Below are 25,844 nucleotides of genomic sequence, written 5' to 3'. Positions count from 1 at the left end.
GACAAAGGCCCCGATTAAGGGGCCTTTGTTTTTTACATCAACGACTTATCAAGCGAACGGATGACGCAGAACGATGGTTTCGTTGCGATCCGGGCCCGTCGAAATAATGTCGATCGGCGCGCCGATCAACTCTTCAACGCGTTTGATGTAGGCACGAGCGTTAGCTGGCAGCTCTTCCAGGGTTTTGGCACCCACGGTCGATTCGGTCCAGCCCGGCACTTCTTCGTACACAGGCTGCAGGCCCACGTAGCTGTCAGCGTCGGTCGGCGCCACGGCATTGCCTTGCGCGTCCTTGTAGCCGGTGCAGATGTTGATGGTTTCCAGACCATCGAGTACGTCCAGCTTGGTCAGGCAGATGCCCGAGATGCTGTTCACATCGATAGCGCGACGCAGGATGACGGCGTCGAACCAGCCGCAACGACGGGCACGGCCGGTGGTCGCGCCGAACTCGTGACCTTGCTTGGCCAGATGCGCACCCACGTCGTCGAACAGCTCAGTCGGGAATGGACCCGAACCGACGCGAGTGGTGTAAGCCTTGGTGATGCCCAGGATGTAGTCGAGGAACATCGGGCCAACGCCCGAACCGGTCGCCACGCCACCTGCGGTGGTGTTGGAACTGGTCACGTACGGGTAGGTACCGTGGTCGATGTCGAGCAACGAACCCTGAGCGCCTTCGAACATGATGTCTTTGCCGGCGCGACGCAGGTCATGCAGCTCGGCAGTCACGTCGAGCATCAGCGGCTTGAGCAGCTCGGCGTATTCCTTGCACTCGGCCAGGGTCTTTTCGAACTCGATGGCCGGCTCTTTGTAGTAACCGACCAGCATGAAGTTGTGGTAATCCACCAGCTCACGCAGCTTGTCTTCGAAACGCGGCATGTTCAGCAGATCGCCCACGCGCAGGCCACGACGTGCAACCTTGTCTTCGTAAGCCGGGCCGATGCCGCGACCGGTAGTACCGATCTTCAGCTCGCCACGGGCTTTTTCACGGGCCTGGTCCAGCGCCACGTGGAAGGACAGGATCAGCGGGCAGGACGGGCTGATACGCAGGCGCTCGCGCACCGGTACGCCTTTCTCTTCCAGCTTGGTGATCTCACGCAGCAGGGCGTCAGGTGCAACCACCACGCCGTTGCCGATCAGGCACTGCACGCCTTCGCGCAGCACGCCCGACGGGATCAGGTGCAAGACGGTTTTCTCGCCGTCGATCACCAGGGTGTGGCCAGCGTTGTGGCCACCTTGGTAGCGCACTACGGCGGCAGCATGTTCGGTCAGCAGATCAACGATCTTGCCTTTGCCCTCATCACCCCATTGGGTGCCCAGGACTACGACATTCTTACCCATAACACTTGTCCTCATTCGCGCAAACTTGGTGCCGGCGATGGCCGGCAGGAAAACTCAAGAAGCCAGTGGCGATACTTGCCAAAGCCCGTTCTGCTGAATCAATTGCCGGTCGCAGTCCGCATCACGGGCGGCGGCCAAAGGTTGTCCAGGCAATGCCTGAACGACACGCTGACCCTCACTGCGCAACTGGCAAACCTGCTGCCAGAGTGCCGCATCCGTACTGTCAGGCATCCAGATACCGCCAGACGGTAGCTCGATCTCAGCACGCCCCAGGGTCACCAGGGTTTTCAAATCGGTAGAGAAACCGGTCGCCGGACGGGCACGACCGAAGTCGGCGCCGATGTCGTCGTAACGACCGCCCTGAGCGATGGACTGGCCCACGCCCGGGACAAACACCGCGAACACCACACCGGTGTGGTAGTGGTAGCCGCGCAGCTCGCCCAGGTCGAAGTACAGCGGCAACTCCGGGAAACGCGTCGCCAGACGATCGGCGATCTCCAGCAAATCTTCCAGCGCCGCCAGCACCGGCGCCGGTGCATTGGCCAGACGCTCACGGGCCGCACTCAGTACTTCACGTCCGCCACACAGATCGACCAGCGCCCGCAGCATGCCGGACAGATCGGCCGGCAGGCCTTCGGTCAAGGTAATGACCTCGTCGATGGCCTTGCGTTGCAACGCATCGAACAACTGCTGCTCGACTTCACCGGACAGACCGGCGGCGCGCGCCAGACCACGGTAGATGCCGACATGGCCAAGGTCCATGTGTACATCCGGCACATCGGCCAGTTGCAGCATGGCGAGCATCAGGCTGATCACTTCAACGTCGCTGCTCGGGCTGGCATCGCCGTACAGCTCGGCACCCAGCTGAATCGGGCTGCGCGAGGACGACAGTGCACGCGGCTGGGCATGCAGCACGCTGCCGGCGTAGCACAGACGGCTCGGACCTTCGCGACGCAGGGTATGCGCATCGATGCGCGCCACTTGCGGCGTGATGTCGGCACGGAACCCCATCTGCCGACCCGACTGCGGGTCGATGACCTTGAAGGTACGCAGATCCAGGTCCTGGCCCGCACCGGTCAGCAGGGATTCCAGGTACTCGATATGGGGAGTCACGACAAACTCGTAACCCCAGCTCTGGAACAGATCCAACACCTGACGACGCGCGACTTCAATGCGCGCCGCTTCCGGTGGCAGTACTTCTTCGATGCCATCTGGCAGCAGCCAGCGGTCTACCGTTGCCATTACGCCATTCCCCTTTGATCCGGGCGGCCAGCCTGCGGGCGAGCCTTGAGTGAAGCAGAAAATGACCGATCCGTTCAAAACGCACGCGCATGAACGACGCGGCGAAAGGCCTGTTACCGGCTTCGCCCATCACTTTCCTCGAAAAACGCTCGGGCCATTCAACCCGATGCCTGCAACAAAAAACAGCAATCAAACGTGCAGACGCAAAAAAGCCGGGAATTTCCCGGCTGCCGCATCATACACACGTTTTCCCAAAGGATCACCCCGCCCGAGGTTTTAGCCGCCGGGCGGAATGATTCAGGTCAACGTCGTATCAAGGCTTGGACTTTTCCAGGTAACGGAAGAAGTCGCTGCTTGGGTCGAGAACCATGACGTCGGATTTGTTCGCGAAGCTTTCACGGTAGGCACGCAGGCTTCGGTAGAAACCGTAGAACTCCTGGTCCTGACCGTAGGCCTTGGAGTAGATCGCAGCGGCCTGGGCATCGCCGTCACCGCGAATCTCTTCGGATTCACGATAGGCTTCAGCCAGCAGCACGCGGCGTTGACGATCGGCGTCGGCACGGATGCCTTCAGCCAGCTCGTTACCCTTGGCGCGATGCTCGCGAGCTTCACGCTCACGCTCGGTGCTCATACGCTCGAACACGCTGCGGTTCACTTCTTTCGGCAGATCGATGGTTTTGACCCGGACATCGACCACTTCGATCCCCAGCTCTTTTTCCGCCATCTTGTTCAGCGATGCGGTGATGTCAGCCATCAGCGCATCACGTTCACCCGACACGACTTCGTGCAGGGTGCGCTTGCCGAACTGGTCACGCAGACCGGACTCCAGACGACGGGACAGACGCTCGTCGGCGATCTGCTTGAGGCCGGACGTCGCGGTGTAGAAACGCTCGGCATCTTTCACCCGCCACTTGGCGTAGGCATCGACCATCACGGCTTTCTTTTCCAGGGTCAGGAAGCGCTGTGTCGGTGCATCCAGCGTCATCAGACGTGCGTCGAATTTACGCACCTGGTTAACGTAAGGCACTTTCACATGCAGGCCTGGCTGAACATCGGCCTGAACCACACGACCGAATTGCAGCAGCACCGCACGCTCGGTCTGAGCCACGATATAGAAGCAGTTCCAGCCCACCAGTACCACGACGACGCCTACGATCAGGGCGATCAGCGATTTATTGCTCATCAGCGGGTCTCCCTTGTACGTGTCTGCGGCACGTCAGAGACATGCGGCGTGACGTCCGTGTTGTTGCTGGCGGCGGCCGAACCGGTAACCGGTGCATTGCCGCCCGAACTGTTCTGGATCATTTTGTCCAACGGCAGGTAAAGCAGGTTGCTCTGGCCGTCCTTGTTGCCGGTTACGAGTACCTTGCTGGTATTACTGAAGACTTCCTGCATGGTGTCCAGATACAGACGCTGGCGGGTGACTTCAGGCGCCTTGCGATACTCGGCGACCAGTTTGGTAAAGCGATCAGCCTCACCCTTGGCGCGCGAGACCGTTTCGTCGCGGTAACCGTTGGCATCCTCGAGGATACGCTGGGCCTGACCACGAGCTTCCGGCACTACGCCGTTGGCGTAGGTTTCCGCTTGGTTGCGCGAACGCTGCTCGTCTTCACGGGCGCGGATCACGTCGTCAAAGGCTTCCTGCACTTCACGCGGTGCCGCTGCGCTCTGTACGTTGACCTGAGTGACGGTGATACCAGTACGATAGGTATCGAGGAAACGTTGCAGACGCTCCTTGATTTCGCTGGCCATCAGTTCACGACCTTCGGTCAGCACCTGGTCCATGGCGGTTGAACCCACCACGTGGCGCAGGGCGCTGTCGGTCGCATGCTGCAGGCTGATTTCCGGCTGATCGACGTTCAGCACGAAGTCCTGCAGGTTGCTGATCTTGTACTGCACGGTCAGCGGCACTTCGACGATGTTCTCGTCTTCGGTCAGCATCTGGCCCTGCTTGGTGTAGGCACGCTCACGCGTGACGTTCTCCATGTACTTCTTGTCGATCGGCGGGAAATAGATGTTCAGGCCGGGACCGACCGTCTCGTAGTACTTGCCGAAGCGCAGCACCACGGCTTGCTCCTGCTCGTCGACCACATAGACCGCGCTGTACAGCCAGACAGCCGCCAGCACGACAAGGCCGATGCCGAGCAGACCGCCGAAGCCGCCACCACTCCTGCCCGAACCACCGCCGTCATCACCACCGCGTTTCTTACCACCACCGAACAACCCGTTCAGGCTTTCCTGCAGCTTTCGGAAGGCCTCGTCGAGATCCGGTGGCCCCTTGCGGTCGCCGTTATTGCGGCGCTTGCCACCCCAAGGATCCTGATTATTCGAGTTGCCACCCGGCTCATTCCAAGCCATAGCGCTCTCCATCTGATAAAGCAAAGACGCACCCACGGCGCGCCGACCAATGCTACAGAATGCCTGCCGTTGCGGCACAACCGCTTTGCCAGGCTTTTATTGCAAAGTGTGTTGCTCGATGAATTCCATCGGCTGCAATCCTTCGCGGCTTACCAGTCGATTCAACTCGACCCGGGGCAAACGAACGGCCAGCAGGCAGATGCCTTCTTCGTCATGCTCTTCTTTCTGTACCGCACCGAGTTCGAAGAACTGCGCACGCAGTCGAGCGAACCGTTGCGGCAAGCGCAATGTGCCCACGAACAAATCACTGCCCAGCAATTCGGCAATGGCTTGCTCAAGCAATTCCAGCCCCGTGCCATCACGCGCTGACAGCCAGACCCGTTGCGGTTTGCCATCGGCATCGCGCTGGATCTGTGGCTCCACGCCTTCAAGCAAATCGAGTTTGTTGTATACCTCGAGGATCGGCAAGTCCTGGGCTCCGATCTCGCCCAGTACCACCATCACCTGCTCGATCTGCAACATGCGATCCGGCTCGGCCGCATCGATTACGTGCAACAGCAGGTCGGAATTGCTCGACTCTTCGAGCGTAGACCGAAATGCCTCGACCAGCTTGTGCGGCAAGTGCCGAATGAACCCTACCGTGTCAGCCAGAACGATCGGCCCCAGGTCGTCCAGTTCCAGACGGCGCAGGGTCGGGTCCAGCGTGGCGAACAACTGGTCGGCTGCGTACACCTCGGACTTGGTCACGTTATTGAACAGCGTGGATTTGCCGGCGTTGGTATAGCCCACCAGAGACACGGTAGGGATATCCGCACGAGAGCGGCCGCGACGCGATTGCTCGCGCTGGCTGCGCACTTTTTCCAGACGACCCTTGATCTGACGCAGACGAACCCGCAGCAGACGCCGGTCGGTTTCGAGCTGGGTTTCGCCCGGGCCACGCATGCCGATACCGCCACCCTGACGCTCAAGGTGAGTCCAGCCGCGGACCAGGCGGGTGCTCATGTGATCAAGCTGGGCCAGTTCTACCTGGAGCTTGCCTTCATGGGTACGGGCGCGCTGGGCGAAGATATCGAGAATCAGGCCGGTACGGTCGATCACGCGACACTCGAAAACACGTTCGAGGTTACGCTCCTGACTGGGCGTGAGAATGTGATTGAAAATCACCAGATCGGCCTTTTCGGCATGGACCAGGTCGCGTAATTCCTCGACCTTGCCGCTGCCAATCAGGAATTTGGCGGTTGGCCGATGACGCGGTACGTTAAAAAACGCAACGGTCTCGGCGCCCGCCGAATTAGCCAATTCCTGAAACTCCTGCGGATCTTCGCGCGCCTCAGGGTCCTGACCTTCCAAGTGAACGAGGATGACTCGCTCACCACCACCGTGGCGCTCAAAGAACAAAGGAGACTCCTATCAGGCGTTACCTGGCTCAGCGTCACCTGCATCGGATTCGGTTGCGCTAGGCAGACGAATTGGACGTACTGGCACGACTGTCGAGATAGCGTGTTTGTAAACCATCTGGCTGACGGTGTTTTTCAGCAGGATAACGAACTGGTCGAACGACTCGATCGTGCCTTGCAGTTTGATACCGTTGACCAGGTAGATGGAAACCCCAACTTTCTCTTTACGTAAAGTATTCAAGTAAGGGTCTTGTAGCGAATGCCCTTTTGACATGTGCCGCACTCCTTTAAGGATTCAATAATAAAAATAGGTAATTCAGATGGCTTTGGCCGCCACACCCCCAAGGATAGACGGCAATTGCAAGGACTCAGCTCAATATGGAGATGGTCCCAAGGTATTTCAAGGCGCGTGGCAGATTGTCGCAATCAAGACTGTCCAGCCAGTGCAGTTCTTCCCAGCTGCGCAGCCAGGTGAACTGGCGCTTGGCCAATTGACGCGTGGCAATGATGCCGCGTTCCTGCATTTCAGCTAACGACAGCTTGCCATCCAGGTAGTCCCAGACTTGGCGGTAGCCTACCGCACGTATAGACGGCAACCCGGAATGCAGGTCACTTCTTTTACGCAGGGCTACGACCTCGTCGATGAACCCCTGTTCCAGCATATTTGTGAATCTTTGTTTAATGCGCTCATGCAGTACCTGACGATTTGCCGGAGCAATGGCCAAGTTCGCGACAGTATAGGGCAATTGTTGCCGTCCCGAAGCGGCTGCTTCAGTACTTTGCGCAGATTGTTGCTGACGCAGGGCAGTCATGCTCTGACCGCTGACCCGATAAACCTCCAGCGCCCGACTCAGGCGCTGCGGATCGTTCGGATGAATGCGTGCTGCCGACACCGGATCGATGATCGCCAGTTGATCGTGCAGGGCTTGCCAGCCAAGGCGTGCAGCCTCTTCTTCGATCTGCGCACGGACCTCGGGATCCGCCGCCGGCATGTCCGCCAGGCCATCAACCAACGCCTTGTAATAGAGCATGGTGCCGCCAACCAGCAGCGGAATTTTCCCGCGTGCGGTGATTTCAGCCATGGCTTGCAGGGCATCGCGGCGGAAATCCGCAGCCGAATAGGCCTCGGCCGGATCAAGAATGTCGATCAACCGATGCGGAAATTCGGCCAGCAATTCTTTGGAAGGTTTGGCGGTGCCGATGTCCATGCCGCGATAGACCAGCGCCGAGTCGACGCTGATCAGCTCGCACGGCAGCACCTTGGTCAGCTCGATGGCCAGGTCGGTCTTGCCCGCAGCGGTCGGGCCCATCAGAAAAATCGCTGGAGGAAGCTGGCTCATCAACGACCGCGCAGGAACAGTTTGTCCAGATCGTCCAGGCCCAGTTGGGTCCAGGTCGGTCGGCCATGGTTGCATTGTCCGCTGCGCTCGGTGTTTTCCATGTCGCGCAGCAGGCCGTTCATTTCCGGCAAAGCCAGGCGCCGGTTGGCACGGATCGCGCCGTGGCAGGCCATGGTCCCGAGCAGTTCGTTCAGGTGTGCCTGAATCCGGTCGCTGGTGCCGTATTCCATCAGGTCCGACAGCACGTCACCCACCAGCCGATTGGCCTCGGCCTGCTTGAGCAGCGCCGGAATCTGCCGGATCGCCAATGTTTCCGGGCCCAGACGCTGCAGCTCGAAGCCCAGTTTCTGGAACCATGCAGCGTGCTCTTCAGCGCAATCGGCCTCTCGCTGACTGACCGCCAGCGACTCCGGCACCAGCAGCGGCTGGCCGCTGAGACCTTCGCTGGCCATGGCGATTTTCAGGCGTTCGTACATGATCCGCTCGTGCGCGGCATGCATGTCCACCAGCACCAAACCCTGAGCATTCTCGGAGAGAATGTAGATGCCCTTGAGTTGCGCCAGCGCGTAACCGAGCGGCGGAATGTCTTCCTGGCCGGCTGGCAGCGCGTTGGCATTCGCTTCCGGCAACGGTGCGAAGAACTCGCGGTAAGCAGCTTGTGCCTCGGCGGCCGGCACAGCCGACTGCGGACGCGGCGTGTACTGATACTGATAAGCGCCGCCAGCGCTGGCGCCCGACGAGGTGTTGAACACCGGTTGCGCCTGCGGCTGTTCCAGCAGCGCGTTGGCCGCCAGACGCATTTCGCCCTGCGGGCCGAATTCACCGGCCTCGATACCGGTTGGACGCACCACGGCTGTGGTGACAGAGCCGGCCAGTTGATCTTCCGGACGCACATCGCCCAACGCGCGGTGCAATGTGCCGTAAAGGAAGTCATGCACCATACGTCCGTCACGGAAGCGCACTTCGTGCTTGGTCGGGTGCACGTTGACGTCCACCGCCGCCGGATCGACTTCGAAAAACAGCGCGAAGGTCGGATGACGACCGTTGAACAGCACATCGCGATAAGCCTGACGCACCGCGTGGGCCACCAGTTTGTCGCGTACCGCACGGCCGTTTACGAAGAAATACTGCAAGTCCGCCTGGCTGCGGTTGAAGGTCGGCAACCCGACCCAGCCCCACAAGTGCAGGCCATTGCGCTCGATCTCGATCGGCAGCGCCTGTTCGAGGAAGCCCGAACCACAGATCGCCGCCACACGCCGAGCGCGGGCTGCATCATCGTAGGCCTCGTGCAGGCTGAGGATGGTCTTGCCGTTGTGGCGCAGATGGAAGGCCACGTCGAAACGCGCCAGCGCCAGACGCTTGATCACTTCTTGCAGGTGATCGAATTCGGTTTTTTCGGTCTTGAGAAACTTGCGCCGCGCCGGCGTATTGAAAAACAGGTCGCGCACTTCCACCGAGGTACCGACCGGATGCGCCGCCGGCTGAACGCGAGGCGCCATGTCGCGACCTTCGGTTTCGACCTGCCAGGCCTGATCGGCATCGCGTGTGCGCGAGGTCAGGGTCAGGCGCGCCACGGAGCTGATCGACGCCAGTGCTTCACCACGGAAGCCCAGGCTCATCACCTGCTCCAGATCTTCGAGATTGCGAATCTTGCTGGTGGCGTGACGCGCCAGCGCCAGCGGCAGGTCGTCGGCGGAAATGCCGCTGCCATCGTCACGCACCCGCAGCAGCTTGACGCCTCCTTGCTCGACATCGACATCGATGCGTTTGGCACCGGAGTCGAGACTGTTTTCCAGCAACTCCTTGATCACCGAAGCCGGGCGCTCGACCACCTCGCCGGCGGCGATCTGGTTCGCCAGCCGCGGGCTGAGCAGTTCGATGCGTGCGGCGTTCAACACCTGATTCATTCTTTGGACGCCAGTTCGGTGCCGGGAATGGTCAGGTGCTGGCCGATCTTCAGCTCATCGCTACTGAGGTTGTTGGCACTGCGCAGCGTCGCGGGGGACACCTGATAACGCACGGCGATCATCGCCAGCGTCTCGCCCGGGCTCACGCGGTGATCGCGCGGGCCTTGGGCGATCTTGCCGGAGTCGCGCAGCCAGGCGATGTAGGTGCCCGGTGGCGGATTCTGCTGGAAGAACTGGCGCACGCCGCTGCTGATCGAACGCGCCAGCGCCTGCTGGTGGCTTGAAGCCGAGAGCTTGTTCGCTTCGTTGGCGTTGGAGATGAATCCGGTTTCGACGAGGATCGACGGGATGTCCGGCGACTTCAACACCATGAACCCGGCCTGCTCCACGCGCTGCTTGTGCAACGGAGTCACGCGACCGATGTTGGTCAGAACTTTCTGGCCGACGTTGAGGCTGGAAGTCAGCGATGCGGTCATCGACAGGTCAAGCAGTACGCCGGCGAGCATGCGGTCCTTGTCGTCGAGGCTGACATTGCCGGCACCACCGATCAGGTCGGAACGGTTTTCGCTGTCGGCCAGCCAACGGGCGGTCTCGGATGTCGCGCCGCGATCGGACAGGGCAAACACCGAGGCACCGAAGGCTGCCGCAGACGGCGCAGCGTCGGCATGGATCGAAACAAACAGGTCGGCGCCCTTCTTGCGGGCAATTTCGGTACGGCCGCGCAACGGGATGAAGTAGTCACCGGTACGGGTCAGCTCGGCGCGGAAACCTTTCATGCCGTTGACCTGACGCTGCAGCTCGCGGGCGATCTGCAGCACCACGTCTTTCTCACGCTGGCCGCGCGAGCCGGACGCACCCGGGTCTTCGCCGCCGTGACCGGCGTCGATCACCACAATGATGTCGCGCTTGCCGGCCGGGGCCGGTGGCAACTTGATCGCCGGTTCCGACGGTGTCACCGGCACTGCCGGCACGGTGGCGACCGATGGCGTTGGCGCAGGCGGCGGCGCGGCATCGGCCGGGTTGTCGAACAGGTCGACCACCAGACGGTTGCCATATTGCGCGTTCGGCGCCAGCGAGAAACTTTTCGGGGTGACGGCTTTTTTCAGGTCGATGACCACTCGCAGATCGGTCGGCGTGCGCTGGGCCGAGCGCATCGCGGTGATCGGCGTGTTAGCAGTCGAGACCTTTAACGGCGCCCCCAGGGTGGCGCCATTGATGTCGATCACCAGCCGATCCGGTGCGGTCAGGGTGAAGACGCTGTGCTGCACCGGACCGCTCAGGTCGAAGACCAGTCGCGTGTTGTCCGGCGCCCGCCACAGGCGCACGCTGTTGACCTTTGTCTCGGCCACAGCGTTGACGGTCACTGCCATCAACATCAGTCCAACGGCAGCCACCAACGCGCGAAAGCGCATACCTAACCCCATCATTTAATTGGATTCCAATGCCAAAGCGGCACACCAGGCCTCGCCACGCGAGCCCTGGGATAAAATTTTCAGCGAACGCCCGCTGTCTTGCGGACTAATGGTAATGGTCAGGTCAGGCTTTGGCAAAAAGCCTGCACCTTTATCGGGCCACTCGATCAGGCACAGAGCATCGTCTTCGAAATAGTCGCGGATGCCGAGAAACTCCAGCTCCTCCGGATCGACCAGGCGATACAGGTCGAAGTGGAAGGCGCGCACATCACCGATCTCGTAGGGTTCGACCAAGGTGAAGGTCGGACTTTTTACCGCGCCGACATGCCCCAACCCACGAATGATGCCCCGCGACAGGGTGGTTTTGCCCATGCCCAAATTGCCTTCCAGGAAAATCAGGCCGTGGCCCTGGGTAATGCGGGCGATCCGTGCGCCAAAGTCGCTCATGGCCTGTTCATCGGCCAGGTACAGGGTTACTTCAGACACGGTGCATGCTCCTCCAACAACTGACGAATGACTGGAATCAGATCACTGGCCGCCAGTCCACGGCCGAATTTACCTTGTTGCGCGCCGGCATTGGCGTGCAGCCAGACTGCCAGGCGCGCGGCATCGAAGCCATCCATGCCTTGGGCCAACAACGCGCCAGTCAAGCCGGCGAGTACGTCGCCCAGGCCGGCGGTGGCCATGGCCGGATGGCCTTGATGACACAGCGCCAGACGCCCATCGGGGTGGGCGATCAAGCTGCCGGCGCCTTTGAGCACGACGACGGCCGAGTATTTTTTGCTCAACGCCCGCGCGGCGGCCGGACGATCTGCCTGCACCTCGGCAGTGCTGATCCCTAACAGGCGCGCCGCCTCGCCCGGATGCGGGGTGATCACGCAATCCTCAGGCAGGCTGACAAACCCGCTCGCCAGCAGATTCAATGCGTCGGCGTCCCACACCTGTGGCAGCGGCGCATTGGCGGCAGCGGACAACAGTGCCCGCCCCCAACTCGCCTGTCCGAGTCCCGGACCAACCACCAGCACCGAAACCTTTTCCAGCAGCCCCATCAACTGATTGGCCGACGACGTGCCGAGCACCATGACTTCCGGCATCCGCGTCAGTGCTGCCGGGACATGTTCCGCACGGGTTGCCAGCGACACCATCCCGGCGCCACTGCGCAAGGCCGTTTCGCTACTGAGCAGAATCGCCCCGCCAAAACCCTGATCGCCGCCGATCAGCAGCAAGTGCCCGAAGCGCCCTTTGTGTACAGCGGGCGCACGCGGGGCCAATCGTGGAAGATTAGCCGCCGAGAGACGCAGAGCGCTGACAGGAATGTCACGGTAAATGTCGGCGGCGGCTTGCAGATCGTTAAACACCAACGCCCCGACCTGATCCGCCGCCACCCCGGTGAACAGGCCGAGCTTCAAGCCGATGAAAGTCACGGTAAGGTCAGCGTGAACCGCAACGCCGAGGACATGTCCGGTATCGGCAGACAATCCGGAAGGAATATCCACCGCCACCACCGGCAGGCCACTGGCATTGATCGCCTTGATCGCAGCGGCATACGGCTCACGTACATCGCCGGCCAGCCCGGTGCCGAGCAAGGCATCGACAATCACCCCGCGCAGCTCGCTTTGCGCAGCCCAGCTCTGCACGGCGACGCCATCGCTGATGGCCTGCGCATAAGCCTGTGCTGCATCGCCCTGCAAACGTTGCGGATCACCGACGGCCAGCACCCGCACCGCCCACCCGGCCCGGTGCGCCAGTGTGGCGATCAGAAAACCATCGCCGGCGTTGTTGCCATGCCCGGCAAGCACAGTCATTTCGCTCGCCGACGGCCATTGCCGTACCAGTGCACGCCAGGTCGCGTGCGCGGCGCGCTGCATCAATTCGAAGCCCGGCGTACCCGCCGCGATCAGCCGCGCATCGAGTGCTCGCACCTGTGCGGCGCCATACAGCGCGTCGGGTAATTGATCTTTCGTGTGCGGCATGCGTCTTCGGGCTCCGATGTCTGGCAGAATTATACGCACCTCAGCTCCGGTTTCTCTCGCCTCATGTCCGCCATCACCACAGATCTGCCCGCCCTCGCCCAATCGATCAAGGATTGGGGCCGCGAGCTGGGCTTCCAGCAAGTCGGCATCAGCGGTCTGGACCTGGCCGAGCATGAGCAGCACCTGGAGCGCTGGCTCGCCGCCGGTTACCACGGCGAAATGGATTACATGGGCGCCCACGGCAGCAAACGCTCGCATCCGGAGCAACTGGTTCCGGGTACGTTACGCGTGGTTTCGCTGCGCATGGACTACCTGCCCGGCGACACGCAAATGGCGCAAATGCTCGCCCAACCGGAGAAAGCCTATGTTTCGCGTTATGCCTTGGGCCGCGATTACCACAAATTGATCCGTAAACGTGTGCAGCAATTGGCTGACAGGATTCAATCCGAGATCGGCCCGTTCGGTTTTCGCGCCTTCGTCGATAGCGCCCCGGTGCTGGAAAAAGCCATCGCCGAGCAGGCCGGGCTGGGCTGGATCGGCAAAAACACTTTGGTACTGAACCGCAAGGCCGGCAGTTATTTCTTCTTGAGCGAACTGTTTGTCGATCTGCCGCTGCCGGTGGACGAACCGCACAGCAGCGAACATTGCGGGCGCTGCACGGCGTGCCTGGACATCTGCCCGACCAACGCCTTCGTCGGCCCCTATGTGCTGGACGCCCGGCGCTGCATCTCGTACCTGACCATCGAACTGAAAAACGCCATCCCCGAAGACCTGCGCCCGCTGATCGGCAACCGCGTGTTCGGCTGCGACGACTGCCAGATCGTCTGCCCGTGGAACCGCTTCGCCAAGCCATCCGGGGAAAGCGATTTCAAGCCACGGCACAACCTGGACAACGCCGAACTGGCGGAGCTGTTCATGTGGGACGAGGACAAATTCCTCAGCAGCACCGAGGGTTCGCCGCTGCGCCGCGCCGGTTACGAGCGCTGGCTGCGCAATCTGGCAGTCGGGCTGGGCAACGCGCCATCGAGTATTCCGGTGCTGGAGGCCTTGAAGGCGCGCCGTGACTACCCATCAGAGCTGGTGCGTGAACATGTTGAGTGGGCGCTGAAACAGCACGCTGAACGCCGTAATTGAGGCTATGCCGGCTTTCTCCACTTGGCTGTGCGCCCCTTACCTGTCGGCTCAATCAGCCCTTCTGCTTTCAGTGATCGTAAAACCAGGCGCACTGTATCGCGACTGACTCCCGGACAGGACTCTTCAATTTCCGAGATGGAAAAAGGGAGGACTCGCTTCAAGGCTTCGTCTCTGATTCGGTCGCTTTTACCCCCTCGACGCTTCTCAATCGTACCCACTCGCTCTTCGAACTCTTTGTACGCTCTAAGCAATGCCCCCCAAAAATAATCCATCCATGGCCGAACATCATGCGTGCCCTCGTGCCATCCCTGAGAACTCAGTTCGAGTGTTGCGTAATAGCCCTCCTTTGACTCCTCGAATATCCGTTCAAGACTGATAAATCGCCCGACTCGGTAATCAAATTGATAGAGCAGCAGCAATGTCAGCAGACGAGCGACGCGACCATTTCCGTCAGAGAAGGGGTGTATGCAAAGGAAGTCGAGGACCGTAAGCGGCACTAAAACCAAAGGGTCAGCCAGATTCAATGCCAGCGCCCGGTGGTAATGCCCCAGGGTTTCAGTCACCGCAATAGGGGTCATATGAGCAGGAACAGGTTGGAAGCGAATCCGCGATGAACCATCGGCATGACGCTCGATGATGTCGTTGTTCATCGCCTTCCATTCACCACCATCCTGAGGTAGATAGCGGTAAAGAAGACTGTGTAATTGTCTAAGTACACCTTCGGCAAATGGCATCCCATCGGCAGATTCATGGATGAGTGACAGTGCGTCCCGATAGCCAGCAATTTCCTGTTCGGATCGGCTCTTGGGATCAGTGTTTTTGCTCATCAGTGACTTCAGCCGCGCTGGCGCGACAGTTACACCCTCCAGTCGGTTAGATGACTCCGTGGATTCGATTACGGCTATCTGCGTAAGCCCTTGGAGGACCTGCGGCGATTGAGCAACGAACAGTTGTTGCTTACCCCGAAACTCTCCCAATGCACGAAGCGTCGCAATCTGAAGACCGTCGAAGCGCAAGGCGTCAAGAAATTCCGGGGTGAGTGAGTGCATGATTCAGGCAGCCGTCTAAATGAGGTAAAAAGACTTAAATAGGGTATTTCATGACAAAATACCCCTTTTAGGCTTTATTTTTTACCCTATTTAGAGGCGCAGCATCTATTCAACATTCCCGACAGAATATTTCCACGCGCCCGCCAGCGTGACGTCAAGGTGCGTCGTTATAAACGAACTTGGGCATTTCCCAGTGGAAACGAATGGCCAGCAACCGCAACAGAAAACCGCCGAACAGGGTAATCAGAATCGCCTGTTCGCTCGGCACATTCAGGTACAGGCAGAGCATGTAGCACCACGCGGCGGCGAACGAGACGCTGGCGTACAGTTCGCGGCGGAAGATCAGCGGGATGTCGTTGCAGAAGATGTCGCGCAGGATGCCGCCGAAGACGCCGGTGATCACACCGCTGACCGAGGCCACCAGCATGCCGTGGCCCATTTCCAGAGCGGTCATGCAGCCGATCAGGGTAAACGCCACCAGACCGACCGCATCGAGCACCAGAAACAATGAGCGCAGGTGACGCATCCAGCGTGCGGTGAATACAGTGAGCATCGCGGCGGCCGAAGTCAGCACCAGGTATTCCGGGTGCTTGACCCACGTCAGCGGATAGTGCCCGAGTAACACATCGCGCACCGAACCGCCGCCCAATGCCGTGACGCAGGCGATCAACACCACCCCGAACCAGTCCATGCCGCGCCGCCCGGCAGACAGCGCGCCGGTCATGGCTTCAGCGGTAATGGCGATCAGATAGAGCATCAGCAACATGGCGGCGGTCCTGGCAGGAAGGCGCGCAGTCTAGCCATTTCAGCGCCGCACCAGAAGGGGGCGCGCTCCGGGATGCATTTCTGACTTGAATCTTACGGGACTCTGACGCCCTCTTCGCGAGCAAGCCCGCTCCCACAGGGGGAACGCATTCCAAATGGTGGGAGCGGGCTTGCTCGCGAAGACGTCAGGGCAGACACCCCTCAATCAGAACTTGATGAAATGCTTGCGGTAGTGCTGCAGCTCGGCGATCGACTCGCGGATGTCGTCCAGCGCCAGGTGGGTGCTGCCCTTCTTGAAGCTGTCGCGCACGTCCGGAGCCCAGCGTGCGGCCAGCTCTTTGAGTGTCGACACGTCGAGGTTGCGGTAGTGAAAGTAGCTTTCCAGCGCCTTCATGTGGGTATAAAGGAAGCGGCGATCCTGGCAGATGCTGTTGCCGCAGATCGGCGACTTGCCCTTCGGTACCCATTTCTCGAGGAAAGCGATGGTTTCGGCCTCGGCCTCGGCCATGCTGATACGGCTGTCACGCACGCGCTGGGTCAGGCCCGAGTTGCCGTGGGTGCGGGTGTTCCACTCGTCCATGCGGGCGAGCACTTCGTCACTGTGGTGAATGGCGATCACCGGGCCTTCGGCCAGGGTGTTCAGGTCACTGTCGGTGACGATGGTGGCCATTTCGATGATGACGTCGTTTTCCGGATCCAGACCGGTCATTTCCAGGTCGATCCAGATCAGGTTCTGCGGGTTTTGCATATTCGGGCTCCTAGGCAATGCTGCGCAGTTTAGCCTAGGCCGGTGCCCGGGCGTGCTAAACTCGCGGCCGTTTTACCTAATCGCTGCATTCTTCAGACGGAACACCCATGGCCAAACGCCAACTCAATCGTCGTCAAAACTGGCGCATCGAAAAGATTCAGGGCGAGCGCGCCGCCCGCGCCGCCAAACGCGAGTCCTCGGCGGTCGAAGCCCTCGAGGGCGGCGACCTCGGCCCCGAGCAACACGGCCTGGTGATCGCCCACTTCGGTGTGCAGGTCGAAGTCGAGGCTGTGGACGGCGAACAGGCCGGCCAGGTTTTCCGTTGCCACTTGCGCGCCAACCTGCCGGCGCTGGTGACCGGTGATCGGGTGGTCTGGCGCGCCGGCAACCAGGGCATCGGGGTGATCGTCGCGCAATTGCCGCGCAACACCGAACTCTGCCGCCCGGACAGCCGTGGCCAGCTCAAGCCGGTCGCCGCCAACGTCGACATGATCGTCATCGTCTTCGCACCCCTGCCCGAGCCGCATGCCAACCTGATCGACCGCTACCTGGTCGCCGCCGAACACGCCGGCATCCGCCCGTTGCTGCTGTTGAACAAGTTCGACCTGATCGACGAGCAGAACGCCCCGGCGCTCAATGCCCTGCTGGCGGTGTACCGCACGCTGGGTTATCCGGTGCTGGAAGTCTCGGCGCATCACGGCAATGGCATGGAACAGTTGCAGAAGCAGCTCGACGGGCGCATCAGCGTGTTCGTCGGCCAGTCCGGCGTCGGCAAGTCGTCGCTGGTCAACAGCCTGCTGCCGGAAGTCGAAACCCGTGTCGGCCCGTTGTCGGAGCTGTCCGGTCAGGGCACGCACACCACGACCACCGCACGCCTGTTCCACTTCCCGGGCGGCGGCGAGTTGATCGACTCCCCGGGTATCCGTGAGTTCGGTCTGGGCCACGTCAGCCGCGCCGACGTCGAAGCCGGTTTCATCGAGTTCAACGACCTGCTCGGCACCTGCCGCTTCCGCGACTGCAAGCACGATCGCGAACCCGGTTGCGCACTGCTCAAGGCCCTGGAAGACGGCCGCGTGCAGCAGCAGCGGATGAACAGCTACCGCTCGATCATCGCCAGCCTGCCGGAAAACGGCTACTAAACATCTGCACCGGCAGCCTCTCGCCCGAGGGCTGCCGGATGTCGGACCGCGCCTGACAAATCCTCGATTCCGTTAAACGTCAGACTCTTCTGACAGACTCGTTCGCACCTGTTTGCAGGACATTTCTCTTTCACCGCCCAGCCCTTGTAGGCTCGCGTCAGATGCCTAGATTGGGGTCCTCCTTCGCACCTTCGCGACCTTCGAGGAACCCCATGCAGACCTACCATTTGTTCATCAGCCATTCGTGGAACTACGCCCACGCTCACGACAATCTGGTACGCCTGCTCGGCGCCAGACCGGATTTCAGTTTCAAGAATTTTTCCGTGCCGCCGCACAACCCGATCATGGGCGCGCAGACCGACAAGCAACTCGAAGAAGCCATCGAGAACAAGATTCGCCCGTGCTCGGCGGTGCTGATCATGGCCGGGATGTATTCGACTTACAGCAAGTGGATCAACAAGGAAATCGAGATCGCCAAGCGCATGGGCAAAGTGATCATCGCGATCAAGCCGTTCGGCGCCGAGCGTATTTCCAGCGTCGTGCGTGACGCGGCGCACGCCGAGTGCGCGTGGAACACCAACAGCATCATCGGTGCGATCCGTCAGCACACGGCGGTGTAACCATGCGCAAGGGACTGTTTATCGGCATCAACCACTACGACCACGTCTCGCCCTTGAGCGGCTGTAACAACGACGCCATGGCCATGGCGTCGGTGCTGGAGCGTCATGCCAACGGGCGACCGAACTTCAGCAGCAAAGTGCTGACTTCAGCCGAAGAAAAACTCACGCTCAGCCACATGAAACAGCAGATCCAGAGCCTGTTCTCAGGCGATTGTGACGTGGCACTGCTGTACTTCGCCGGCCATGGTCAGTTTGACACCAGCATCGACGAAGGACTCCTGATTCCCCAGGACTATCAGCCTGGCGGAGACGGGATCCGCATCAGCGACATTCTGGAGTGGGCGGACAAGGCCCCGCACATCAAGAACAAAATCATCATTCTCGATTGCTGCCAGGCCGGCGCAGCAGGCGCCATGCGCAATCTGCGTGGCGGCAGCAGTGTGATCGGCGAAGGCGTGACCATTCTCACGGCCTGCAAAAAAGAGCAGTACGCCCTGGAAAGTCGCGGTCATGGCGTATTCACGGATCTGTTGCTGCAAGCGCTGCACGGTGGCGCTGCCAACGTACTCGGCAAGGTCACCCCCGGTAGCGTTTACTCATTTGTCGACAATGCGCTGGGCGCCTGGGAACAGCGTCCGGTGTTCAAGACCAATGTCTCGCAGTTTGTGCCGTTACGCGAGGTCGCACCGCTGATTGCCGAGGAAACCCTGCGCAAACTCAAGGACTGGTTCCCGGAGCCGAGCTTCGTTTTCAGACTCGATCCCAGCTACGAGCCCACCGAAGCACTGTTCGACCCCGAACACGGCGACATCTTCAAGCAACTGCAAATGTGCAATCGCCACAGCCTGATCGAACCGGTGGATGCCGAGCACATGTACTACGCCGCCATTCACTCCACTGGCTGCCGCCTCACGGCGCTCGGCGCCTATTACCGTGAACTCGCCCTCAAAGGACACTTCTGATGCCCGTATTCATCAGCTACCGCCACATGGATCGCCCGCAGGCCATGGCGATCAATGCGCAATTGATGCAGGCCAACATCAAGACTTACCTCGACGTACTCGACCCGGAGTCGCAGACCACCGACGACATCACCGGCGTGATCACCCGCAACATCACCGAATGCACACACCTGCTCGCGGTGGTTTCAGAGAAAACCGCTCTGTCGTGGTGGGTACCGTTCGAAATCGGCGAAGCGACGATCAGCAACCGCCGGATCTGCTCGTTCCGCACCGGGCCGGCAAAGCTGCCGGAGTATCTGGACAAGTGGCCGAAGCTGAGCACGGCCAGTGATCTGAATTTCTTCATCGATGCCTATCGTGAAGAAGTATCGAGCAAGCGCTCGATGACGCTGGATTCGAGCAACGAATCCTTCAGCGGCACCTATAAGCGCAACGCCGATCTTTTCCATGAACAACTGAAGAACCGGATTCGGCGCGGTTTCTGAGGCCAATCGACAGCCACAAAAAAGCCGACATCACTGTCGGCTTTTTTGTCGCTCACTGCTTCGGCGCAGGGGCCGGTGCAGCGGCTGGCGGAGCTGTTGGCGCTGGCGCCGCAGTCCCCGGCACTGCCGGTTTCGGTGCGGCGTCGTCGAACAGGTTCAAGCGTTCGCGCAACTCGTGCGCCGGCACCGGTTGCTGATCCGCCGGCAGCGCGTTCGGATCGACCGGCGTCGCCGGAGCGGCGCCGTTCTGATCTTCGGCCGCTGGCTTGGCCGCGTCGGCACCTTGCGAACCTTCGATGGCGGCCTGGGCCTTTTTGGTCAGGACCACAATGTCGATGCGGCGGTTGACCGGGTTGAACGGGTTTTCCTTGTCGAACAGCGCCGACGAGGCGTAACCGACCACGCGCGCCACCTGCGAATCCGGATAGCTGCCTGCCACCAGCGCACGCCGCGCGGCGTTGGCACGGTTGGCCGAGAGTTCCCAGTTACCGAAATCGCCGGTGCCGGTGTACGGCTTGGCGTCGGTGTGGCCGCTGATGCTGATCTTGTTCGGCACCGCTTTGATGGTGTCGGCCATGGCCAGCAGGATGTCTTCGAAGTACGGCTTCAGGCGTGCGGAGCCCGAGTCGAACATCGGCCGGTTTTCCGCGTCCATGATCTGAATGCGCAAGCCGTTCGGGGTGATCTCGAACAGGATCTGATCCTTGAACTTCTGCAGCTGCGGGTTCTCGTCGACCTTGTTCTGCAGTTCTTGCAGCAACAGCTCCAGGCGTTCTTTCTCGACCTGCTCGGCCATGCCTTCGACCTGCTCGGTGTCGACCGTGACCTTGTCCGGTTGCGGCTGCGACTTCACCTCAGGGTTGAGGGTGTTTTCTGGGGCCAGGGTCGGCGTGCCGCCCAGATCAATGATGTACGGCGTGCCACTTTCGGAGAAGCCGACCGGGTCCTTGAAGTAACCGGCGATGGCGATCTTTTGCTCAGGCGTTGCGGTGGACAGCAGCCACAACACCAGGAAGAACGCCATCATCGCCGTGGCGAAGTCGGCGAAGGCGATTTTCCACGCCCCGCCGTGGTGCCCACCGGCTATGCGCTTGACGCGCTTGATGATTATCGGCTGATTATTTTCCATGGCTTAGCGACCGCGAACGGCTTGTTCCAGCTCGGCAAAGCTTGGACGGTGCGCCGGGTACAGAACCTTGCGCCCGAACTCCACGGCCAGCGATGGCGGCATACCGGAAGCCGACGCCACCAGCGAGGCCTTGATGGCTTCGTAGACGTTCAGTTCTTCCTTGGCATCGTGCGCCAGGGAATGCGCCAACGGCCCGAAGAAACCGTAGGCCGCGAGAATACCGAAGAAGGTACCCACCAGTGCCGCACCCACGTGCAGACCGATGGATTTCTGATCGCCTTCACCCAGCGACGCCATGGTCACCACGATACCCAATACCGCCGCAACGATACCGAAACCGGGCATGGCGTCGGCAATGCCGTTCACCGCATGGGATGGGTGCTCGAGGTCTTCCTTGAGGCTGTAGAGTTCCATGTCGAACAGGCCTTCCAGCTCATGCGGAGCCATGTTGCCGGAGGACATGATGCGCAGGTAATCGCAGATGAACGCGGTCATGCGTTCGTCTTTGAGCACGGCCGGGTACTTGGCGAAGATCGGGCTCGCGGCAGCGTCTTCGATATCGCCTTCGATGGCCATCATGCCTTCGCGGCGGCTCTTGTTGAGGATCTCGTAGATCAGGCCGAGCACTTCCAGATAGAACGTGTGGCTGAAGCGCGAACTGAACATGCTCAGGGATTTCTTGAGCACGTGCATCGTCATGTAACCGGGGTTGGCCTGGAGGAATGCACCGAGGGCCGCACCACCGATGATCATCACCTCGAAGGGCTGGATCAGGGCGGCAATTTTGCCGTGGGAGAGCACGTATCCGCCGAGCACGCTCGCGAATACGACGATGATGCCGATAATTTTAGCCATAGGTAGAAAGTACTTATTTAAGTCGGGTTCAAGGTCATATTCGGAAGTTAAAAAATCTCTTCTTCTACTTATCGGCAAAACTGCGCCAGACTATAGCCAGTTCAGGCGAAAAGCCAATTTAGCCCATGCCGGGCGCGTCTACAGTCAGTGAAGATCTCGTCCAGACATGGCTAATGAAACGAACGTCCCACACGCAAAACCGACCACGCTCGAGGGCTGGGTCAAACTGCTCGATGGCGTGCGCCTGCCCGTGCCGCAAGAGGCGCACGACAAGGTTTGCCGGGCGATCCGTGACAACCGCAGCTCGCTGCGCGATATCGCCGACCTGATGCAGGACAGTCCGGCGCTGGCCTTGAGCATCATCCGTGAGGCAAATCGTCACACCCATGGCACCATGGCCGCTCCAGCGGAAAATCTCGAGGTGGCGATCAACCGTCTGGGCCTGGCGCGTACCGAAGAATTGCTCGTACGTCTGCCCGTCGAACCGCAGATGCAGATCCCCAAGGCCTTGCGCCAACTGCAGATGATCAGCCAGCACGCAACACAACAGGCCAACGGTTTTTTTGCCAGTCGCCTCGCACGACTGTGGCAGGACATTCACTGGGGCAGCCTGTTGTTTCTGTCGCCGTTATGGCCGCTGGCGCTGACGTTTCCCGAATTGCTCGAAGAGTGGGAGCTGCGGGTTATCCACAAGGGCGAATCGGCGCGCACGGTCGAGAAGCAACTGTTTGGTGTGCGCCTGCTGAAGATCGCCGAGGCGCTGGTACAGGTCTGGCACCTGCCGATCTGGGTGCAGCAGGGTTATAAACTGCTGCTCAGCGAACAGCGCGAACTGGTGAAAGTACTGCGCATCGCCCGCGATAGCGAACATCCGTTGCGCCAGCAGAATCGCCTCGACGACGATCCGACCCTGCGCCGCTGGCTCAACCAGCCGGCCAACACCGTGTTGCTGGCCAACGGCCTGGCGCTGTCGGCACAACAGGCCTGGGACAGTCCGCACAGCGAGCGCTGGCAGTACCTGACCAGCCTTTATCTGCAAATCTCGATGGACGAAGTGCAGCAGCAGTTGCACCAGCAAGCCGCCAACAGTGCGCGCCAGCATGCCATGCCCGATCTGTGGCACCCGGCCGTTTCATTATTATGGCCATGGGGCACCCATCGCTTGCCGGCCGGGATGCTGCCGGCGGCGGCGCCGAATGCCGAGGATCTGACTCAATGGCGCCGGCAATGCGCCGAACTGCTGGCCGAGCCGAGCCGCTTCACCAATGCCATGAGCCTGACCGTCGCCGCCCGTGATGCGCTGGTCGCCAGCGGCATGCGCCGGGTGATGATTCTGATGGCCGACCGCACGCAATCGAATCTGCGGGTCAACCAGACCTTCGGTTTGCCGAAGGAAGCCGCCGCGCTGAATTTTGTCGTCAGTCAGAGCAAAGTCTTGCAGCGCCTGCTCGCACAACAGGCACAGGTGCGGATCACCCCCGAGAACAACGCACAATTTTCCGCATTGTTGCCGCCGGGCCTGCGTGCGCTGTTCCGTGGCGAGCATCTGTTCCTGCGTTCGCTGGTCAATAACGGCCGGGTGATCATGATCGTAGTCGCCGACCAGGGCGGTGGGCCGTTCGCCGACATCAGCGTGCAGGCTTTCGGCAAAACCGCACAGTGCATCGAAAAGGCCCTGCACAGCTTTAGCAGCCGTGGCCGATGAGGCTGCGCTACAATCCCCCCCTTTGTGCTCTGGAGACCTCACATGTCTGACTTCTCTGGCTTGCCGCTCGTCATCGAACCGAGCGACCTGCTCCCTCGGCTGGATGCCAGCGAACTGATTCTGGTGGACCTGACCAGTGCCGCCCGCTATACCGAGGGCCATCTGCCCGGCGCACGCTTTGTCGACCCCAAGCGCACCCAGCTCGGCCAGCCGCCGGCGCCGGGGCTGCTGCCGGCCAAAGCCGATCTGGAGGCGTTGTTCGGTGAGTTGGGCCATCGTCCAGACGCGGTCTACGTGGTCTATGACGACGAGGGCGGTGGCTGGGCCGGGCGTTTCATCTGGCTGCTCGACGTGATCGGTCACGACAAATACCACTACCTCGACGGCGGTCTGCCGGCGTGGCTGGAAGCCGGCATGCCGATGTCGATCCAGGTTCCGCCTGCTGTGGGTGGGCCGGTGGCGCTGACCCTGCACGACGAGCCGACGGCAACCCGCGAATACCTGCAAAGCCGTCTCGGCGCCGCCGATCTGGCGATCTGGGACGCACGCGGGCCGCTGGAATATTCCGGTGAGAAAGTGCTGGCCGCCAAGGGTGGACACATCCCCGGCGCCGTGAACTTCGAGTGGACCGCCGGCATGGACAAGGCGCGTCAATTGCGGATTCGCACGGACATGCCGCAGATCCTCGAAGACCTCGGGATCACCAAGGACAAAGAAATCATTACCCACTGCCAGACCCATCACCGGTCGGGCTTCACTTATCTGGTGGCCAAGTCCCTCGGTTATCCGCGGGTCAAGGGCTACGCCGGTTCCTGGGGCGAATGGGGCAACCACCCTGACACGCCTGTCGAGATTCAAGGTTCTAAGGACAACTAATGAAAGAGCGTCTGTTTATCCTCAGCCAGTACTTGCTGCCTCATCACCTGCTGTCGCGCCTGGCCGGCTGCGTCGCCGAGTGCCGCGTGCGCTGGTTCAAGAATGCCTTCACCCAGTGGTTCGCCAAGCGTTATCAGGTGGACATGTCGCAAGCGCTGGTCGAAGACCTGACCGCCTATGAGCACTTCAACGCGTTCTTCACCCGAGCCCTGAAAGACGGCGCGCGGCCACTGGATCAGACCCCGGGCGCGATCCTCAGCCCGGCCGACGGTGCGGTCAGCCAGCTCGGCCCGATCGAACACGGTCGGGTGTTCCAGGCCAAGGGCCACAGCTTCAGCGTACTGGAACTGCTGGGCGGTGACACGGCGAATGCCGCGCCGTTCATGGGCGGCGACTTCGCCACCATTTACCTGTCGCCGAAGGATTACCACCGCGTGCACATGCCGCTGGCCGGCACCCTGCGCGAGATGGTCTACATCCCGGGCCGGATCTTCTCGGTCAACCAGACCACTGCGGAAAACGTTCCGGAGCTGTTCGCCCGCAACGAGCGTGTAGCATGCATTTTCGACACCGAACGCGGGCCGATGGCCGTGGTGCTGGTCGGCGCGATGATCGTCGCTTCGATCGAAACCGTGTGGGCCGGTCTGGTCACCCCACCGAAGCGCGAACTGAAAACCTTCCGCTACGACGAAGCCGCCCGTGCGCCGATTCATCTGGAAAAAGGTGCGGAACTGGGGCGCTTCAAACTGGGTTCGACGGCGATCGTGCTGTTTGGCCCGGATCAAGTGAAATGGGCTGAAGAACTGGTGGCGGGTTCGCCAGTGCAAATGGGCCAGGCTCTGGCCCTGCCGACGGCCTGAGCCGGCTGATCCGCCCTTTCACACGTCTGTGAAGGGGCGGACACGACCTGGGAGGCGCCGTTACTCTATCTGCCCACGGAAGCCGATCGGCCCTTCGTTGGCGTAGGTATTGGTGCCACTGAGGTTTTTCCCTCCATCGCTGGAAGTGACGCTCAACGCGACAACGTTCTGATTGTCCCGTCCACCGATCACCCACTTGCCACCCGGATGCCATGGGGCATCATTGCCACCCCACTGGTTCTCGACGTTGTATTGATTCTGACCGGTGCGCTGCGCCTTGAAGCCAATCGGGCCTTCGCCGGCGTAAGTCATGGTGCCGGTGAAGCTTTTGCCGCCATCGCCCGACTTGATCTCGATGGCGACGACTTGCTGGTTGTCCCGCCCGCCCAGCACCCAGGTTCCACCCGGATGCCACGGTGCCGAACTACCGCCCCATTGATTTGCCACTGCATATTTAGACATGAACCTCATCTCCTTGAAGTTTCGGGAGACCTGCCCGAGGTTGACGGCAGGCCGTGCAACCGTGCGTTTCCGATCGCACGTCTGAGAG

25 protein-coding genes are annotated in these 25,844 nt (G+C 60.8%); 8 read left to right on the top strand and 17 right to left on the bottom strand.

What is annotated here, in order from left to right:
• Positions 1-48: 48 nt before the first annotated feature.
• The 11 genes from AC3WMV_RS05385 to AC3WMV_RS05335 all read right to left on the bottom strand — a co-directional run bounded on the left by AC3WMV_RS05385 (position 49) and on the right by AC3WMV_RS05335 (position 12,967).
• The gene (locus AC3WMV_RS05385; RefSeq protein ID WP_003221122.1) at positions 49-1,338 is read right to left on the bottom strand and encodes an adenylosuccinate synthase; all 1,290 of its coding nucleotides are present in this window, start codon (positions 1,336-1,338) and stop codon (positions 49-51) included.
• Positions 1,339-1,392: 54 nt separating this feature from the next.
• Positions 1,393-2,580 (bottom strand): ATP phosphoribosyltransferase regulatory subunit, encoded by a 1,188-nt coding sequence (locus AC3WMV_RS05380; RefSeq protein WP_047600701.1) that lies wholly within the window; start codon positions 2,578-2,580, stop codon positions 1,393-1,395.
• A gap of 313 nt (positions 2,581-2,893) precedes the next feature.
• Positions 2,894-3,763 carry a protease modulator HflC gene (gene hflC / locus AC3WMV_RS05375; RefSeq protein WP_047600702.1) on the bottom strand — a complete coding sequence of 290 codons (870 nt, stop codon included), beginning with the start codon at positions 3,761-3,763 and terminating at the stop codon, positions 2,894-2,896.
• On the bottom strand, positions 3,763-4,938 hold the full coding sequence (gene hflK / locus AC3WMV_RS05370; RefSeq protein WP_103368237.1) for an FtsH protease activity modulator HflK: 1,176 nt from the start codon (positions 4,936-4,938) through the stop codon (positions 3,763-3,765). The genes hflC and hflK overlap by 1 nt, the downstream gene beginning before the upstream one ends.
• Positions 4,939-5,034: 96 nt before the next feature.
• Positions 5,035-6,336, bottom strand: a complete 1,302-nt coding sequence (gene hflX / locus AC3WMV_RS05365) for a ribosome rescue GTPase HflX (protein WP_003221114.1) — start codon at positions 6,334-6,336, stop codon at positions 5,035-5,037.
• Between the two features lie 12 nt (positions 6,337-6,348).
• Complete coding sequence (gene hfq / locus AC3WMV_RS05360; RefSeq protein WP_003221112.1) at positions 6,349-6,609, bottom strand: RNA chaperone Hfq; 261 nt, start codon at positions 6,607-6,609, stop codon at positions 6,349-6,351.
• 94 nt (positions 6,610-6,703) lie between these two features.
• The gene (miaA, locus tag AC3WMV_RS05355) at positions 6,704-7,675 is read right to left on the bottom strand and encodes a tRNA (adenosine(37)-N6)-dimethylallyltransferase MiaA (RefSeq protein WP_027611415.1); all 972 of its coding nucleotides are present in this window, start codon (positions 7,673-7,675) and stop codon (positions 6,704-6,706) included.
• Complete coding sequence (gene mutL, locus AC3WMV_RS05350; protein WP_178085243.1) at positions 7,675-9,573, bottom strand: DNA mismatch repair endonuclease MutL; 1,899 nt, start codon at positions 9,571-9,573, stop codon at positions 7,675-7,677. The genes miaA and mutL overlap by 1 nt, the downstream gene beginning before the upstream one ends.
• A gap of 5 nt (positions 9,574-9,578) precedes the next feature.
• The gene (locus tag AC3WMV_RS05345; protein ID WP_371260346.1) at positions 9,579-10,958 is read right to left on the bottom strand and encodes an N-acetylmuramoyl-L-alanine amidase; all 1,380 of its coding nucleotides are present in this window, start codon (positions 10,956-10,958) and stop codon (positions 9,579-9,581) included.
• 51 nt (positions 10,959-11,009) lie between these two features.
• Positions 11,010-11,480, bottom strand: coding sequence for a tRNA (adenosine(37)-N6)-threonylcarbamoyltransferase complex ATPase subunit type 1 TsaE (gene tsaE / locus AC3WMV_RS05340; RefSeq protein ID WP_098966932.1), 471 nt, complete (start codon positions 11,478-11,480; stop codon positions 11,010-11,012).
• On the bottom strand, positions 11,468-12,967 hold the full coding sequence (locus AC3WMV_RS05335) for an NAD(P)H-hydrate dehydratase (protein WP_103368235.1): 1,500 nt from the start codon (positions 12,965-12,967) through the stop codon (positions 11,468-11,470). The genes tsaE and AC3WMV_RS05335 overlap by 13 nt, the downstream gene beginning before the upstream one ends.
• A gap of 63 nt (positions 12,968-13,030) precedes the next feature.
• Between AC3WMV_RS05335 and queG the strand changes: the two genes are divergently transcribed.
• Positions 13,031-14,101 (top strand): tRNA epoxyqueuosine(34) reductase QueG, encoded by a 1,071-nt coding sequence (queG, locus tag AC3WMV_RS05330; RefSeq protein ID WP_097089863.1) that lies wholly within the window; start codon positions 13,031-13,033, stop codon positions 14,099-14,101.
• A 2-nt stretch (positions 14,102-14,103) separates the two neighbouring features.
• Here queG and AC3WMV_RS05325 read toward each other — a convergent pair whose 3' ends face one another.
• The 3 genes from AC3WMV_RS05325 to orn form a co-directional block, all read right to left on the bottom strand.
• A complete protein-coding gene (locus AC3WMV_RS05325) occupies positions 14,104-15,150 on the bottom strand; it encodes a Fic family protein (protein ID WP_103368234.1) in 1,047 nt (348 codons plus the stop codon).
• A 154-nt stretch (positions 15,151-15,304) separates the two neighbouring features.
• Complete coding sequence (locus tag AC3WMV_RS05320; protein WP_003221099.1) at positions 15,305-15,916, bottom strand: trimeric intracellular cation channel family protein; 612 nt, start codon at positions 15,914-15,916, stop codon at positions 15,305-15,307.
• A 204-nt stretch (positions 15,917-16,120) separates the two neighbouring features.
• A complete protein-coding gene (orn, locus tag AC3WMV_RS05315; protein ID WP_003221098.1) occupies positions 16,121-16,663 on the bottom strand; it encodes an oligoribonuclease in 543 nt (180 codons plus the stop codon).
• Positions 16,664-16,770: 107 nt separating this feature from the next.
• Between orn and rsgA the strand changes: the two genes are divergently transcribed.
• From rsgA to AC3WMV_RS05295, 4 genes are all read left to right on the top strand, one after another.
• Entirely contained in the window at positions 16,771-17,802 is a 1,032-nt protein-coding gene (gene rsgA, locus AC3WMV_RS05310) for a small ribosomal subunit biogenesis GTPase RsgA (RefSeq protein ID WP_095138114.1), read from the top strand.
• 212 nt (positions 17,803-18,014) lie between these two features.
• Positions 18,015-18,422 carry a TIR domain-containing protein gene (locus AC3WMV_RS05305; RefSeq protein ID WP_103368233.1) on the top strand — a complete coding sequence of 136 codons (408 nt, stop codon included), beginning with the start codon at positions 18,015-18,017 and terminating at the stop codon, positions 18,420-18,422.
• Positions 18,423-18,424: 2 nt separating this feature from the next.
• The gene (locus tag AC3WMV_RS05300) at positions 18,425-19,384 is read left to right on the top strand and encodes a caspase family protein (protein ID WP_098966926.1); all 960 of its coding nucleotides are present in this window, start codon (positions 18,425-18,427) and stop codon (positions 19,382-19,384) included.
• Complete coding sequence (locus AC3WMV_RS05295) at positions 19,384-19,869, top strand: toll/interleukin-1 receptor domain-containing protein (protein ID WP_027611406.1); 486 nt, start codon at positions 19,384-19,386, stop codon at positions 19,867-19,869. The genes AC3WMV_RS05300 and AC3WMV_RS05295 overlap by 1 nt, the downstream gene beginning before the upstream one ends.
• A 52-nt stretch (positions 19,870-19,921) precedes the next feature.
• Here the strand turns inward: AC3WMV_RS05295 and motB are convergent, their stop codons facing one another.
• Both motB and motA read right to left on the bottom strand, forming a co-directional pair.
• Positions 19,922-20,998: a flagellar motor protein MotB gene (motB, locus tag AC3WMV_RS05290; protein WP_096794759.1), complete on the bottom strand. Its 1,077-nt coding sequence runs from the start codon at positions 20,996-20,998 to the stop codon at positions 19,922-19,924.
• Positions 20,999-21,001: 3 nt separating this feature from the next.
• Positions 21,002-21,853 (bottom strand): flagellar motor stator protein MotA, encoded by an 852-nt coding sequence (gene motA / locus AC3WMV_RS05285; protein WP_007952169.1) that lies wholly within the window; start codon positions 21,851-21,853, stop codon positions 21,002-21,004.
• 166 nt (positions 21,854-22,019) lie between these two features.
• Here motA and AC3WMV_RS05280 point away from each other — a divergent pair, with 166 nt between their 5' ends.
• From AC3WMV_RS05280 to asd, 3 genes are read left to right on the top strand one after another with little or no spacing between them, the layout of a single operon-like run.
• Positions 22,020-23,558, top strand: coding sequence for an HDOD domain-containing protein (locus tag AC3WMV_RS05280; protein WP_103368232.1), 1,539 nt, complete (start codon positions 22,020-22,022; stop codon positions 23,556-23,558).
• Between the two features lie 42 nt (positions 23,559-23,600).
• On the top strand, positions 23,601-24,434 hold the full coding sequence (gene rhdA, locus AC3WMV_RS05275; protein WP_098966921.1) for a thiosulfate sulfurtransferase: 834 nt from the start codon (positions 23,601-23,603) through the stop codon (positions 24,432-24,434).
• Positions 24,434-25,294 carry an archaetidylserine decarboxylase gene (asd, locus tag AC3WMV_RS05270; protein ID WP_027611402.1) on the top strand — a complete coding sequence of 287 codons (861 nt, stop codon included), beginning with the start codon at positions 24,434-24,436 and terminating at the stop codon, positions 25,292-25,294. The genes rhdA and asd overlap by 1 nt, the downstream gene beginning before the upstream one ends.
• Positions 25,295-25,354: 60 nt before the next feature.
• Here the strand turns inward: asd and AC3WMV_RS05265 are convergent, their stop codons facing one another.
• Positions 25,355-25,756: a lectin OAA family protein gene (locus tag AC3WMV_RS05265; protein ID WP_027611401.1), complete on the bottom strand. Its 402-nt coding sequence runs from the start codon at positions 25,754-25,756 to the stop codon at positions 25,355-25,357.
• Between the last annotated feature and the right edge of the window lie 88 nt (positions 25,757-25,844).

The organism is Pseudomonas sp. FW305-3-2-15-E-TSA4, from assembly GCF_058787295.1.
The sequence above is the reverse complement of the archived record's forward strand: the minus strand, read 5'-3'. Positions and strand labels throughout refer to the sequence as shown.

Bases quoted from the DNA above. Each gene is read 5' to 3' on its own strand.
- AC3WMV_RS05385 (WP_003221122.1), bottom strand. From the start codon at position 1,338: ATGGGTAAGAATGTCGTAGTCCTGGGCACCCAATGGGGTGATGAGGGC.
- AC3WMV_RS05380 (WP_047600701.1), bottom strand. From the start codon at position 2,580: ATGGCAACGGTAGACCGCTGGCTGCTGCCAGATGGCATCGAAGAAGTA.
- hflC (WP_047600702.1), bottom strand. From the start codon at position 3,763: ATGAGCAATAAATCGCTGATCGCCCTGATCGTAGGCGTCGTCGTGGTA.
- hflK (WP_103368237.1), bottom strand. From the start codon at position 4,938: ATGGCTTGGAATGAGCCGGGTGGCAACTCGAATAATCAGGATCCTTGG.
- hfq (WP_003221112.1), bottom strand. From the start codon at position 6,609: ATGTCAAAAGGGCATTCGCTACAAGACCCTTACTTGAATACTTTACGT.
- miaA (WP_027611415.1), bottom strand. From the start codon at position 7,675: ATGAGCCAGCTTCCTCCAGCGATTTTTCTGATGGGCCCGACCGCTGCG.
- AC3WMV_RS05345 (WP_371260346.1), bottom strand. From the start codon at position 10,958: ATGTTGATGGCAGTGACCGTCAACGCTGTGGCCGAGACAAAGGTCAAC.
- AC3WMV_RS05335 (WP_103368235.1), bottom strand. From the start codon at position 12,967: ATGCCGCACACGAAAGATCAATTACCCGACGCGCTGTATGGCGCCGCA.
- queG (WP_097089863.1), top strand. From the start codon at position 13,031: ATGTCCGCCATCACCACAGATCTGCCCGCCCTCGCCCAATCGATCAAG.
- AC3WMV_RS05325 (WP_103368234.1), bottom strand. From the start codon at position 15,150: ATGCACTCACTCACCCCGGAATTTCTTGACGCCTTGCGCTTCGACGGT.
- AC3WMV_RS05320 (WP_003221099.1), bottom strand. From the start codon at position 15,916: ATGTTGCTGATGCTCTATCTGATCGCCATTACCGCTGAAGCCATGACC.
- orn (WP_003221098.1), bottom strand. From the start codon at position 16,663: ATGCAAAACCCGCAGAACCTGATCTGGATCGACCTGGAAATGACCGGT.
- rsgA (WP_095138114.1), top strand. From the start codon at position 16,771: ATGGCCAAACGCCAACTCAATCGTCGTCAAAACTGGCGCATCGAAAAG.
- AC3WMV_RS05305 (WP_103368233.1), top strand. From the start codon at position 18,015: ATGCAGACCTACCATTTGTTCATCAGCCATTCGTGGAACTACGCCCAC.
- AC3WMV_RS05300 (WP_098966926.1), top strand. From the start codon at position 18,425: ATGCGCAAGGGACTGTTTATCGGCATCAACCACTACGACCACGTCTCG.
- AC3WMV_RS05295 (WP_027611406.1), top strand. From the start codon at position 19,384: ATGCCCGTATTCATCAGCTACCGCCACATGGATCGCCCGCAGGCCATG.
- motB (WP_096794759.1), bottom strand. From the start codon at position 20,998: ATGGAAAATAATCAGCCGATAATCATCAAGCGCGTCAAGCGCATAGCC.
- motA (WP_007952169.1), bottom strand. From the start codon at position 21,853: ATGGCTAAAATTATCGGCATCATCGTCGTATTCGCGAGCGTGCTCGGC.
- AC3WMV_RS05280 (WP_103368232.1), top strand. From the start codon at position 22,020: ATGGCTAATGAAACGAACGTCCCACACGCAAAACCGACCACGCTCGAG.
- rhdA (WP_098966921.1), top strand. From the start codon at position 23,601: ATGTCTGACTTCTCTGGCTTGCCGCTCGTCATCGAACCGAGCGACCTG.
- asd (WP_027611402.1), top strand. From the start codon at position 24,434: ATGAAAGAGCGTCTGTTTATCCTCAGCCAGTACTTGCTGCCTCATCAC.
- AC3WMV_RS05265 (WP_027611401.1), bottom strand. From the start codon at position 25,756: ATGTCTAAATATGCAGTGGCAAATCAATGGGGCGGTAGTTCGGCACCG.